The organism is Orbus sasakiae (assembly GCF_039542345.1).
Classification (GTDB): domain Bacteria; phylum Pseudomonadota; class Gammaproteobacteria; order Enterobacterales; family Orbaceae; genus Orbus; species Orbus sasakiae.
On sequence record NZ_BAABHY010000001.1, the window covers coordinates 782531 to 796422 of the forward strand.

A 13892-nucleotide genomic window follows, 5' to 3' on the forward strand; every position below is an offset into this window, starting at 1 on the left:
AAGTAATGAAACTACAACAACTTCGCTATATTGTTGAAGTCGCGAATAATGAACTTAATGTTTCATTGACAGCAGAAAAACTGTATACCTCTCAACCAGGCATAAGTAAGCAGATCAAGCAACTTGAAGATGAATTAGGTGTACAGATTTTCAAAAGGTCTGGAAAACACTTATCCGGTGTTACAGCAATTGGTGAAAGGGTCATTGATGTTGCTAGAGACATTCTCAATAAGACGCAAGATATTAAAGTGATTGCACAAGAGTATACCAAACCGAATGTTGGTACGCTTTCTGTCACATCGACCTATACGCAAGCGCGTTTTGCATTGCCAGCCGTGTTTCAGCAATTCATGTTAGCTTACCCAAAAATTGCTTTGAAAATAGAACAAGGTGACTCTGCGCAATGCTTGGTTAATCTAAAAAATCGCGTGACTGATTTTGCTGTACTGACTGACTTAACCGAGATTAGTGAAGAAATGATTGCCTTACCCTGTTATCACTGGAACCAATCGATTGTCGTTACTAAAGAACACCCATTAGCGTCAAAAATGATGGTTACCTTGGATGAATTAGCACAATACCCACTGATTAGTTATGATTCAGCAAAAGATGGTGCCGATATAGGGCAGACGTTTTTAAAATCAGGGAAAGCCGCCAATATCATCTTTAATACTGCTGATGCTGATTTAATCAAAACCTATGTTCGGTTAGGTGCTGGCGTTGGTATTGTTGCAAAAATGGCAATTAATCAGCAATATGATACAGATTTAGTGATATTAAATGCCAGTCATTTATTCACGTATAAAACAACGTATATCGTTTTTTTACGGTCACTCTATTTACGTAATTATATGTATGATTTTATACAGCAGTTTTCATCTCATCTGGATAAAAAAATGGTAAACCAAGCCTTAGCTTGTGAAAATAATAACCAAATATTAACCATGTTTAATGGTGTGAAATTGACAGTTAAGTAGGTTATAATGCGGCGTTTTGTTGTAATAAAGGAAAAAAGAGGCACTTATGCTTAATGCGTTTAAATTAAAAAACAAACATTTAGCGAAAATTCATGATGATGTCGATATAAAAAGTGCCGCTTGGGTTGATTTGATAGAGCCAGAAGAAGCTGATCGAGATTTAGTATTAGCGCAATTAGGCCAAAATTTGGCAACCAGTATTGAACTCGACGATATCGAGGCTTCGGCACGTTTTTTTGAAGATAAAGAAGGTTTACATGTTCACTCATTTTTCTTCTTTGCTGATGCCGAAGATCGCGCTGGAAACTCAACGGTTGCGTTTACCATTAATAATGGCCGCTTATTTACGTTACGAGAACGTGATCTGCCGGCTTTTCGCCTCTATCGTATGCGTTCGCGTTATCAAGAAATGGTGGATGGTAATGCTTATGAAATATTACTTGACCTTTTTGAAGTAAAAGTTGAACAATTAGCCGATGAGATTGAAAATATCTATAGTGAACTTGAAGAACTCAGTTTAATTATCATGAACCGAAGTGCCCAAGAACATTATGATGAAGCGATTTCATCTTTGGCTGAACTTGAAGACACAGCATGGAAAGTCCGTTTGTGTTTAATGGATAGTCAACGAGCGCTTAACTATTTAGTGCGTAGAGCTAAAATGCCACACGCACAATTAGAACAAGCACGTGAAGTTATCCGCGATATCGAATCACTGGTTCCTCATAATGAGTCATTGTTTCAAAAAGTAAACTTTTTGATGCAGGCCGCAACCAGTTTTATCAATATTGAACAAAGTCGTATTATCAAAATATTCTCAGTTGTGTCGGTGGTGTTCCTACCACCAACCGTGGTGGCATCAGCATACGGTATGAACTTTGATTTTATGCCTGAAACGCATTGGGAACTGGGTTATCCATTTGCACTCGGTTTAATGCTGGTTGCAGGTCTCGCACCCTATGTTTATTTCAAGCTGAAAAAATGGTTGTAGTTACGTTCTAATTAATAAATCAGAAGGATTGAAAATAACCTGTCTCTATATTTTGTAATCCATTCTCTTTATTGCTCATTTTGTTTTTTGCCTGCGGTTGCAGGCAAAATTTTGTATAACAATTCATAACATACCGATTAAACTACAAATGTTATAAATGACCTATTTCCACATTATGGTTTATTGTGAAGAATCTTTTCACCAATCCGTTTTCAACATAAAAGGACATTAAGTTTATTTTTAAACATAATTCTAATTATTAAACCCAAACATTAAATTGCTGTTTCACTATTTGTAGCCTAAAATAGTTAACTTTCGATTTTAGCCTTAAAGGACGGTTATGGAACAGTTACTGGTTGCTGATATTGGTGGCACAAATGCACGTTTTGCTTTATTTGATAAATCCAATAAAACATTATCTAACATTGAAAAATTCACCATTAATGATGATACATGTCTAAAACAGTTAATCGAAAACTATTTAAAAACGTGTGAAGCAAACATTGATTATGCGTGTTTAGCGCTTGCTTGTCCCATTGAAGGTGATCACGTTACGATGACCAATAATCATATTGAATTTTCTCGTCGTGAACTACAATCCGCATTACAGCTAAAGCACCTATCTGTGATTAATGATTTTACAGCTGTCGCTATGTCGGTACCGGCTTTACGTGCAGAAGATGTAAAAAAAATTGGTGGTGATAAACCAGATACTCATTACCCAATTGCAATCTATGGTGCAGGTACGGGACTTGGGGTTGCGCATTTATTAAAAACAGAAAAACGTTGGTTAAGCCTTTCTGGTGAAGGGGGACACGTTGAATTACCAATGACGACTCCACAAGAAGACCAATTACTCGATACCTTACGTAAAAAATTCACACGCGTTTCAGCAGAACGGTTTTTATCAGGTAATGGGTTAATCAACATTTATCAAGCTCTTCTTGAAATCAATCATGCCGATAAATCCGAATTATCACCTAGTGAAATTGTTGATAATGCACTTAACGATCGTTGTCCACTATGTCAGCAAACCTTAAAATTGTTTTGTACGTTTATGGGGCGTTTTGGTGGCAATTTAGCATTAACCATGAATACTAAAGGTGGTGTCTATATTGCTGGCGGGATTGTACCTCGCTTTATTGACTACCTTATGCAATCTGAATTTCGTCATCATTTTGAAAATAAAGGGCGTATGAGCTATTTACTTAAGACGATTCCTGTGTACGTGATAGTGCATCCTGATCCAGGATTGTTAGGGGCTGGGATGTATTTAATGCAAGATATTGCTTAGGCTTTAAAATACTTGATAACGTTCTTTTCTTAAAAAAGCATTCAGCCTTGACTTTTAAATTTATTCGGTTTTTTTACACTATAATGTTGGCTGATGATAAAAAAATAACGAAAATAAACGACCATCTTGGCAAGATAATATTAATAAAATAACATTATCTTGCCTTAGCGTTGATGGTTATTCATTTAAAATGACGGTAGTAAGATGCGGTGAATCGCTAATGGTTCGTATTTTTAAAAATAATACAGCAGCTTCGGTGTACTCTTTACGTAAATAATTTAACCATTGTTTAATTCTGGCAACATGATAACAGCCACTATCATTCGGGTTATGCAGTTGCACATATTTTTTTAGAATGGTTAATACTTGTTGCCAATCTAATTTTTCAGCATCATATTTGATGACGTTGCTTAAGTTGGGAATATTTAATGCGCCGCGCCCAATCATCAAGCTATCACAACCAGTAATATTGAGGCAATTTTGCCCATCTTGGTAGTGCCAAATTTCACCGTTGGCAATAACGGGAATAGTAAGCTTCTGACGAATATCACTTATGGCCTGCCAGTTAATTTTATCTGCTTTGTAACCATCTTCTTTGGTACGGCCATGTACTACAATTTCATTCGCGCCGCCTTGCTGTGTAGCATCGGCTATTTCGTAACGTTGTGCAATAGAATCCCATCCTAAACGTACTTTGACTGATAACGTCTGTGTTTTGGGGATAGCTTTACGGATCGCTTGAGTCACTTGGTAGATGATATCAGGGCTTTTTAATAAACTGGCACCACCATCATTACCAACTACTTTTTTAGCGGGGCATCCGCAATTCAAATCGATTCCATGAGAGCCTAATTCTATCGCTCTAACCGCATTTTCAGCAACCCACTCAGGTGAACTACCTAATAATTGGACACGGACTGGTGTGCCAGATTTTGTATAACCCTGATGATGAAGCTCTGGGCATAAACGATAAAATGTTTTTGCTGGCAAAAGTGTGTTAACGACGCGAACAAACTCGGTAACACACAAGTCATAATCATTAATATCTGTCAGTAGTTCTCTGACAAAACCATCTAACACGCCTTCCATTGGCGCTAACATCACACGCATAACATGGCCTAATTTTTACTAAATGTTACCTAAGCTATAAATTGAGATATATTATAAGGGATTAAGCAGACAAGTACAGCCGATAGTGATTAAAGCGGCATTAACTAAATAAAGGACTTAAACCACTAAAACAGCTGTAATCAAGCGATTATTAATATAATTGAATATCTATTCTTAATTCAAAACGCTATTAACGATCAAAATAGTCGGATTACCCTATTTAGCCTGACATACTGGGCAATTAGCCAATTTCGTAAAGCTGATTTCATTAAATTGCATGGTCATGGTATCAATCATCAACAAGCGACTAACTAATGGTTGACCGTAATGGGTTAAGACTTTGATGGCTTCAAGCGCTTGCATTGAGCCAATAATGCCTACTAAAGGCGCCATGACGCCCGCTTCAACGCACGTTAATTGTTGTTGACCAAACAAAAGACTAAGGCAGTGATAACAAGGTTCATTTTCTTGATAGGTAAAGACTGACAGCAATCCTTCCATACGAATGGCAGCGCCAGATATTAACGGTGTTTTACGTTGATAACAACAACGGTTAATTTGTTCACGGGTTTGTATGTTGTCGGTGCAATCGACTACAACATGGTGTTGTTCTATTAGTTTTAACAAGGCACTATCATCTAACTGCTCCGCACAAGTATCGATGCTGATTGCTGGATTATGCTGGAGTAAAGCTGATTTTGCGGCGATGACTTTTTGTTGTTGAATAGACTGATTGGTGTAGAGAATCTGGCGGTTAAGATTCGATTCAGATATGGTATCAAAATCCACTAAGGTCAGCTTGCCAATACCCGCACTACATAAATAAAGTGACGCACTGCAACCAAGGCCACCTAAACCAATAATTAAAGCAGATTGGTTTTTTAATAATTCTTGTTTATCAATATCAAACCCTTTTAAAGTGATTTGTCTGTCGTAGCATAAGAGTTCGTTATCTGTCAGTTGTAGCATAAAATGAATGTCATGGGGCGTTCAAAAAAAGAGAGTCATTATTCTAACATAAAAAATGGCGCATTAAGCGCCATTTTAATCAGTTGATTATTTTTCAAAACCCGATAAAAAGGTCAAGTACTCTTCTTTACTCATTAAGGGTTTATAATCTTTCATTAATTCGTCAGCTTTTTCGGCATCATCATACAACAAATCAATGATAGTACAGGCCATCATTTGTGCTGGGCGAATATACGCCATATCCTCATCAAAGACGGTGTAGTCTTTACCGTGTAAAACCCCACGAATGGAACCAATCCACGGGTGGCTAACCGGCATAATATGAGATAAGTCACCCGTATCGGTACTCCCCGTCATGTGTGGCGCCACCCAAACATTTTCTTCACCAATCAGGGTTTGAGCATTGTTTTGTAAAAGATCATTTAATGTCGGGTTATTGTTGAGCGGCAGATAGCCTGGTAAATCTTTGATTTCACAAGTGGCACCAACTGCCATTGCACCAGCCTTAAGTGCAGTATTAATCCGCTCATTTGCATCGATCATAGCAGGGACATTACCTGCACGAACATAGCTTTCCATACGTACATCACTTGGAATCACATTCACGAGATCACCCCCTTGCGTAATAATCGGGTGAAAACGAATGTAATCTTTTTCTTGAAACGTTTCACGAATTGCATGAACACCCATCATACCCATCATTGCAGCATTTAACGCATTGACGCCAGCATGCGGAGCGGCCGCTGCATGTGCAGCTACACCTTTGTAGTTTATCAATTTACCAATGAAGCCGTTACTGGTGGTTGAAATTTCAATAAAACCATTATCACGTTCTTGTGGGACGCTGGTTAAATGAATTTGCAGTGCCATATCGATATCATCAAATTCACCACGATAAATTAACTCGGGTTTACCGCCGATATACTTAATTTTACCTTCTTCAATTAGGCGGTTACGGTAAGTAATTTCAACATATTCTTCAGCGGGTACTGCAAAAGGGACAACATCACCGGCTAAAAATGCCATAGCCCCAGCATCGATAAGACCCATAGTCACTGCCATCATATTGGCGATTTGAGCATTATGACCGCAACAATGTGCAGCGCCGGATAATTCACTTGCCGCAGGATGGTCGGGGCAGATAATCGCATCTAGCTCACCAATAACTGCAATACTATACTTACTCCCTTTACCACCTTTTAAACGACCTTTAACACCCGTTAAAGCCAGCTTATTTTTATACTCAACACCAAGTTGTTTAAAAGTTGCTTCGACTTTTTCTGCGGTTTTTGTTTCTTTATAGCCAAGCTCTGGTTCAGCCCAAATGGCCTCTGCAACGGCTATAATGTCTGGTTTTCGGGCCGCAATGGCTTGACAGACCTTTTGCTTTAATAACGTTTTATTCATTATCAACCTCTATAAATTAAATGACGCCTTCCCAATGTAAGGTGATTTGTGCTATGAGTGCCGCAAAAATAAATGTACCTGAAAAAACGGCTAATGAAACAGGAATAATTCGCCATGAAATACGTTTAAATAATGCTAAATCTTTACCAATTGCAAGACCAGCATAAGCAAGTACTGGCGTACATACCGCAAGTAATGAGACTTTATCGGTAACTTGTACGATGGTTTCATGTAATGGAAAAATAGGTGATGAGACTATCGCAGCTACAATGGATACCCACAAAATTACCGGTAATTTACGAAAAATAGGTAATTTGCTGATTAAAAATCCAATAATAGAAATAACAACTAATATACCTAATGCTTCTAATGAAGTGATAAAATCAATATGATAGCCAATCGTATTACCTGCCGCCATAATAATAGCAACAAGGATTAATAAAAAAATCGTTTCTAAAATTTTCATTAGTTTGCTCCTGATTTTTGGCGACGAAAACGGGCGAAAAAGTTATATAAAAATGAGGCAAAGGGTAATGAAAATAAAATATAAATATAAATACCAAGTACGCTCGACATTAAGTTAGCGGCAGTTGCATAGGCTTTGATATCGCCCGCCATTTCTGGGTATAAATCACTAATTGGAGCGAGTGATGCCGCCATCATGCTCCCACTGCCCACACCCGCACCCATTGCTAATGCATAAGGGTGAATAATGTCTAATTGTGCCATAAAACTTGCTAGTACGCTCATCCAAATTGCGCCATATAATGTTCCGCAAACATACATTGCCATTACACCACGACCTTCTGGTGAATCAAGTCCATATTTATCAGCTACAATCGCAATGTTCGGCTCACGCGCGACGGAATAGGTTGCACCAACAGCTTCGCGTCCCATACCTAACATCATTGCTAAAGGTAAACCGAGTAAAATTGTACCTGCAAAATGTCCCAATTCTTGAAAAATTAATGCCATTTTTGCATTTAAAATTTCATTAATTTTGGGGCCAACGGATACACCAAGTTTAGCGATTAGCAGCATTAATGTCACAATCATCACTGCACTGGCATTATGCATATTTTTTTCTTTAAGAATTTTGAGTTTAGGTAAACTAATTATGCCACCAATAATCATGGCATATAACATAGGGTAAACAGTAATCACCCATATTGTTTGCCTGCCAATAAACTCACATACAATCACAACTAATAGGGCGAGCAGGTGCACTCTATAGTCTTTTAAAATTTCCATTAGGGATCCTCTTTATTATGTTTAGCTAAAAGTGGTTATAGTATGGTTGCGCCTAAAGTATGTTGAAAATGCTTGAGCGCCCATGTATGACCTATTGGGTCAAAACTGGCAACCGCATCTTGGTAAATAAAAAGTTTATAACCAAGATTATAGGCATCGACTGCAGTATGTAAAATACAGATATCGGTACAAACACCGGTTAAGTAAAGTTCTGTGATGTGTCTTTCTCTTAAACGTAAATCTAAGTCTGTTCCACAAAAAGCAGAATAGTGTCGTTTATTCATCCAATAAACTTGGCATGAAGATTGGTATTGATGAAAGAGTTGGTTCAAATCACCATACAGATTTTGCCCTTGAGTATTGATAATATTGTGGGGCGGAAAGAGTACGTTTTCTGGGTGAAACACATCGGTTGGATCATGAGCATCAATAGCAAAAACCACAAAATCACCGCGTTCAATAAATGACTGCGTTATTTTAACAATACTTGACTCAATAGCTTGGCCTGCATGACCAGTGGTGAGTGCGCCATCTGATGCGATAAAATCATAGGTATAATCAATAGAGATTAATGCTTTCATATTTAACGAGTCAAATTGATTGAAAACCAAAGCTTATTAATAAATTAAGCCGATGACAAGTGTTAAATTTACGTTTTGTTAACAATCAGAACGATCCGTTTAACCTATTTCAGTATCTTTTTGAATTTAAATAATTTGATAAAAGGGGTAATTAAACAAAATGATTACTGTAACGATAATATAAATAAAATAAATACTGAATATTTTGCGCAACAGGCTTTATACAAATTGAATTTGCTCTATAATAACTACCATTTTGCAAAGCTTATAGGATATATTTTTATGCGAACCAATTACTGCGGACAATTAAACGCCTCACATATCAATCAGGAGATCACATTATGTGGTTGGGTCAATAAACGCCGAGATTTAGGTGGTATGATTTTTATTGATATGCGAGATCGTGAAGGTATTGTTCAGGTATTTTTTGATCCTGAATATGAACACGCTTTCAAGCTAGCTTCAGAACTGCGTAATGAATTTTGCATTCAAATTAAAGGTAAAGTGCGTGCAAGACCACAAGGGCAAATAAATAAAGAAATGGCTACAGGTGAAGTCGAAGTATTAGCCACTGATCTGATGATTTTCAATCGTAGCGATATCTTGCCATTAGACTTTAATCAAAACAACACTGAAGAGCAACGATTAAAATACCGTTATATTGATTTACGTCGCCCTGAAATGGCTAAAATATTTAAAACCCGCGCAAAAATTACTGCTTTTGTGCGTAATTTTATGAGTGAAAATGGCTTTTTAGATATCGAAACACCGATGTTAACCAAAGCAACGCCTGAAGGTGCGCGAGATTATTTAGTACCAAGTCGTGTTCATAAAGGTGAGTTTTACGCGTTACCACAATCACCACAAATTTTTAAACAGCTTCTCATGATGTCAGGTTTTGATCGTTATTACCAAATTGTAAAATGCTTTCGTGATGAAGATCTTCGTGCCGATCGTCAGCCTGAATTTACCCAAATTGATGTTGAAACCTCATTTATGACAGCTGAGCAAGTTCAAGCCACCATGGAACAAATGATCAGAGGGTTATGGTTAAATATTTTGAATGTTGATTTAGGGCAATTCCCTATTATGACATTTGCTGATGCGATGCGTCGTTTTGGTAGTGATAAACCTGATCTCCGCAATCCACTTGAAATTACTGATGTGGCAGACATTGTTAAAGACGTTGATTTCAAAGTATTCCAAACGCCAGCTAATGATCCGAAAGGACGTGTTGCGCTATTATGTGTACCAAACGGAGCCAGTTTGACCCGCAAACAACTTGATGAATATACACAATTTATTGGTGTGTACGGTGCAAAAGGTATGGCATGGATTAAGGTCAATGAACGTAGTAAAGGATTAGACGGGGTACAAAGTCCTGTTGCTAAATTCTTTACTGCCGATCAGATGGCGTCTTTATTAGAACGCGCAAATGCTAATGATGGTGACATTTTACTATTTGGTGCTGATAGCTATAAAATAGTGAGTGATGCATTAGGTGCGCTAAGACTCAAAGTTGGGAAAGATCTACAAATAACCAATGAAAAAACATGGGCACCACTTTGGGTTGTTGACTTCCCTATGTTTGAAGAAACTGATGGTGGACTTAGTGCAATGCACCATCCATTCACATCACCGAAAGATTACTCGCCAGAGCAATTGAAAGCTGATCCGCTAAATGCAGTGGCAAATGCTTATGATATGGTTATCAATGGGTATGAAGTGGGTGGGGGATCTGTGCGTATTCATCGGAATGAAATGCAACAATCTGTCTTCACGATTTTAGGTATTAATGAGCAAGAACAACGTGAAAAATTTGGCTTCTTGCTTGATGCTTTAAAATACGGCACACCACCTCATGCTGGACTTGCATTTGGGTTAGACCGCTTAACCATGTTATTAGTTGGTACCGATAATATTCGTGATGTTATCGCATTTCCTAAAACAACGGCGGCTGCATGCCTATTAACTGATGCACCAAGCCCAGCAAATCCTGCTGCATTAACTGAACTTGGCATCGAAGTGAGTAAAAAGTAGTTTTTATTGTTAAAGCGTTAAATCAATGATTTAACGCTTTGGTAGATATCGATGAAATACAAAAAACCTGAATCAGTATTAGTTGTTATTTTTTGTCCTTATACTGAACGTTGCCTCATGCTTCAACGGCAAGATGACGTGCATTTTTGGCAGTCCGTAACAGGCAGTTTGGAAGAGGGTGAAATACCGAAACAAACTGCATTGCGTGAAGTCAAAGAAGAAACAGGGATTGATATATTACTTATGGAATATCGGTTAATTGATGCCGATAAAATGGTCGAGTTTGAGATTTTCCCCCAATTCAGACACCGTTACGCTCCTGATGTCACTCTTAACAAAGAACACTGGTTTTATTTACCATTACCCCATGAAATCACACCGCAATTAACTGAACACTTGGCTTATCAATGGCTGCCATTTGATAAAGCAAAAGCCTTAACTCCGTCGTGGAACAATCGACAGGCAATAGAGCTGGTGAAACAACTTAACTTTTCAAATTAGGCTGAAATATTTGAGTGATGAATTCAAGTATTTTAATTAAGTTATCAAAAAATTGCGCTTTGCTTTTTACTGATAAGAGTACGACAGCTTATGCGATCTTAATGTAAGTTTTTTGTAATAGAGTGTAAATTAATCTTCATTAATTTTTATTTTAGCTTTAAAAGTGATTGTATTATAATCGCTGGCGTTACACTATTATGCGCATTAAATTTAGAATAAAAATTTAAATAAATCTCAAAAAAAACAAATAATTAAATAGAAAAAGAGAGGAAGATATGGTAAAATATGGTAATAAAGCAGGCAGCAGGCAGCAGGCAGCAGGCAGCAGGCAGCAGGCAGCAGGCAGCAGGCAGCAGGCAGCAGGCAGCAGGCAGCAGGCAGCAGGCAGCAGGCAGCATTTAAATTATACTCATAATATCGGTTTATCTGATTTATCACATGGTCTAACATCAAAAGCTTCATTCACGTTACATTCTCAATCTGCAAATTGTCTTTATGCAAATACTGATTTATCAGGCAGTAAAGATACGCTTTTGACAAAAATTTTAATGAGCTTCCAATCAATAAATCAAACGGCTCAACTTTTTTTGATTCCTTCGAAATATTATCGATTAACATCGCTTTTTTCATTATTACTCATCATATTACTATTCCTAATATTGGTCGTGAATAGGGCGAATGCAGCCTTATCATCTACAACGGCAAATAGCATACAAGGTAATAAGCCGTATTTATTATTGCCAGACAGTGTCACTAAATTGAACAATCTAAACGATCTATTAGGCTTTAGTATGTGGGATGGTACATATGAATCTAATGGTGTAACAAAACACATGGTTAGAATCGACGCCAGTATGGCTAATAATGTGTTAACGGCACCATCAGGTATGACCTATAGTGATGTAGTAGCTTTAGTTAATGTTAATGGCAATTTAGAAAATTTGATGAATATCACTGTCAATGATGATGATGGTGATGCGGCTATAGCCTCGAATACAAATGTAACGGGTGCAATGAGGGCGACGTGGTATAACGATGGCGTCGCAATAACATCAGCAGAATTAGGTCAAACATTAACTGCATGTAGTGGTCCTTACACATTAAAAGTAGAGGTGCCATCGGCTGTTAGTGCAAATACCACATATGGCGATCCAAATACTAATGCATATGGTACGCATGACGGTATTACCTATACGTTTGAACCAAATGAGAAGATCATCTGTACGATTCAGCCAAAAGATTTGACTGTTTATCCAGGAACTGACTCATCCTCTGTAAAATATGCCAGTGGCTATAATTCATCAACATGGCAAAGAGCAAAGGGATTCAAAGTCAGTGCTGGTTTTCCAACCACGGGCTTTGTAAATGCTGTGTTTAAAATTATCGGGTCTGGGAGTGATCAGAGTAAGTATCGTTGCTCTTCCCCTGATAATGGCGGAAAAATAACCTTATCAGGGGCCGCAAGTAAAGTATTAGGTCAGAATTGTGTTGTCACCTATAACTCTGCTACTAAAACCGCATTTGTAGCGGGTGGTGTGCCGAAGATAACACTTGAATACAATACAGATAATAATGGCTGGGTTGTCGTGGATAGCTATGCTATACCAATACCAAGTAAATGGGCGATAGGCTACGGTATGATGAATTATGGCAACATGAGTAGTTTATCAAACTCATCGAGTTTTGATACGTTAAATACATGTCGTGTTATGGTTGATGGTAATGCAAGCCCGACGACACTAAAAACACAAATTTTGGATATGACAAATGAAGGTAAGGCATGGCGACAAAAATACCTTTATCGACGAGATGAATTGACTAATAGTCCGCTTGCTGATACCACAAACTATCCAGAAAACAGTAGCACCTATATTGTGGCAAATTATTATTCGCGAGACATTGGTACATTTATGTCTGAATGGGGGGATGTTGCGAATTATGACTCATCACCTTGGTCAACACCGTCGAAAATTTATTGGACAGCAGAAGCCTATTCTACCGTTTACCAGCTAACTGTTAGCTCAAATGGTTATGTTGGTTTTGCTTATGCAAACTATCCTGTTACAGGCGCAATATGCCGAGGTGATTAGCTTTCATTATAATTTGATACGCTAATAATTCGAATTTTATCGGTGTTATGACAAATAAGGAAATATGATGGTTATCCATTAGGGTAACTATCAACTGTCAATAAATGACTATTAAACAAGGATGTTAAGATGAAAATGATCGATAAGTTAGCTTTACAAAGTGGAGTAAACACGCTTTTACTCTTTAGAGATGGGTTATTTTTAAAAAGTTATAATGAATCAACCTATATATTAACTGAACTGTTAGGACAAAATTTAAAAATAAAATGTTATAAAGTTAAGTACTTGAATGATCAGTTGGTCATTGAATGTGCGTTTCCTTACAGTAAACTAACTCATCGGCTGCCAATGGCGGTAGAAACCGCCTTTGGCGCACGGTTAAGCGATACATTTAATTTAGTAGGATATGAAAAATGGTATGAGCGATGCTGCCACTCGTCCAACGCAGTTGAGCGAGTGGCAAAAGCCGAAGTGCGGCCGTTGCAAACGGTCAGCCCATCGGCGGCATCGCTGATGCAAAACACTGTAAATACAACCAGTGTGTTATTACCATTATCTAGACAACAACTTGCATACTTGCAAACATGGCAAAAAGGATTATATCCGCATGAAGTGGATTTAGGTTTTATCGAAAGTTTAAAACAGCAGATTAGGTTATTAAGTTAAGTTTTGATGAATCAG

The 13892-nt window shown here is 37.7% G+C and carries 13 protein-coding genes; 7 read left to right on the plus strand and 6 right to left on the minus strand.

Features of this window, described 5'->3' with window-relative positions:
- The first annotated feature begins 5 nt into the window (after positions 1-5).
- The 3 genes from ABEA36_RS03380 to ABEA36_RS03390 all read left to right on the plus strand — a co-directional run bounded on the left by ABEA36_RS03380 (position 6) and on the right by ABEA36_RS03390 (position 3262).
- Positions 6-977, plus strand: coding sequence for a LysR substrate-binding domain-containing protein (locus tag ABEA36_RS03380; protein WP_345488806.1), 972 nt, complete (start codon positions 6-8; stop codon positions 975-977).
- 46 nt (positions 978-1023) lie between these two features.
- The gene (gene corA / locus ABEA36_RS03385; protein ID WP_345488808.1) at positions 1024-1968 is read left to right on the plus strand and encodes a magnesium/cobalt transporter CorA; all 945 of its coding nucleotides are present in this window, start codon (positions 1024-1026) and stop codon (positions 1966-1968) included.
- A 340-nt stretch (positions 1969-2308) separates the two neighbouring features.
- The gene (locus tag ABEA36_RS03390) at positions 2309-3262 is read left to right on the plus strand and encodes a glucokinase (protein ID WP_345488810.1); all 954 of its coding nucleotides are present in this window, start codon (positions 2309-2311) and stop codon (positions 3260-3262) included.
- A 177-nt stretch (positions 3263-3439) separates the two neighbouring features.
- On the opposite strand, the gene dusC is transcribed toward ABEA36_RS03390, so the two are convergent.
- The 6 genes from dusC to ABEA36_RS03420 all read right to left on the minus strand — a co-directional run bounded on the left by dusC (position 3440) and on the right by ABEA36_RS03420 (position 8580).
- Complete coding sequence (gene dusC / locus ABEA36_RS03395; RefSeq protein WP_345488812.1) at positions 3440-4372, minus strand: tRNA dihydrouridine(16) synthase DusC; 933 nt, start codon at positions 4370-4372, stop codon at positions 3440-3442.
- Between the two features lie 216 nt (positions 4373-4588).
- Positions 4589-5341: a molybdopterin-synthase adenylyltransferase MoeB gene (locus ABEA36_RS03400; protein WP_345488814.1), complete on the minus strand. Its 753-nt coding sequence runs from the start codon at positions 5339-5341 to the stop codon at positions 4589-4591.
- An 87-nt stretch (positions 5342-5428) separates the two neighbouring features.
- Positions 5429-6748 (minus strand): amidohydrolase, encoded by a 1320-nt coding sequence (locus tag ABEA36_RS03405; RefSeq protein WP_345488816.1) that lies wholly within the window; start codon positions 6746-6748, stop codon positions 5429-5431.
- A 16-nt stretch (positions 6749-6764) separates the two neighbouring features.
- Positions 6765-7214, minus strand: a complete 450-nt coding sequence (locus ABEA36_RS03410; RefSeq protein ID WP_345488818.1) for a hypothetical protein — start codon at positions 7212-7214, stop codon at positions 6765-6767.
- A complete protein-coding gene (locus ABEA36_RS03415) occupies positions 7214-7999 on the minus strand; it encodes a DUF3100 domain-containing protein (protein ID WP_345488820.1) in 786 nt (261 codons plus the stop codon). The genes ABEA36_RS03410 and ABEA36_RS03415 overlap by 1 nt, the downstream gene beginning before the upstream one ends.
- A gap of 35 nt (positions 8000-8034) precedes the next feature.
- Positions 8035-8580, minus strand: coding sequence for a cysteine hydrolase family protein (locus ABEA36_RS03420; protein ID WP_345488822.1), 546 nt, complete (start codon positions 8578-8580; stop codon positions 8035-8037).
- Positions 8581-8862: 282 nt separating this feature from the next.
- Between ABEA36_RS03420 and aspS the strand changes: the two genes are divergently transcribed.
- From aspS to ABEA36_RS03440, 4 genes are all read left to right on the plus strand, one after another.
- The gene (gene aspS / locus ABEA36_RS03425) at positions 8863-10620 is read left to right on the plus strand and encodes an aspartate--tRNA ligase (protein WP_345488824.1); all 1758 of its coding nucleotides are present in this window, start codon (positions 8863-8865) and stop codon (positions 10618-10620) included.
- Positions 10621-10671: 51 nt separating this feature from the next.
- On the plus strand, positions 10672-11121 hold the full coding sequence (nudB, locus tag ABEA36_RS03430; protein WP_345488826.1) for a dihydroneopterin triphosphate diphosphatase: 450 nt from the start codon (positions 10672-10674) through the stop codon (positions 11119-11121).
- 275 nt (positions 11122-11396) lie between these two features.
- On the plus strand, positions 11397-13211 hold the full coding sequence (locus ABEA36_RS03435; protein WP_345488828.1) for a hypothetical protein: 1815 nt from the start codon (positions 11397-11399) through the stop codon (positions 13209-13211).
- A gap of 129 nt (positions 13212-13340) precedes the next feature.
- Positions 13341-13877 (plus strand): C2 domain-containing protein, encoded by a 537-nt coding sequence (locus ABEA36_RS03440; protein ID WP_345488830.1) that lies wholly within the window; start codon positions 13341-13343, stop codon positions 13875-13877.
- Positions 13878-13892 lie beyond the last annotated feature (15 nt).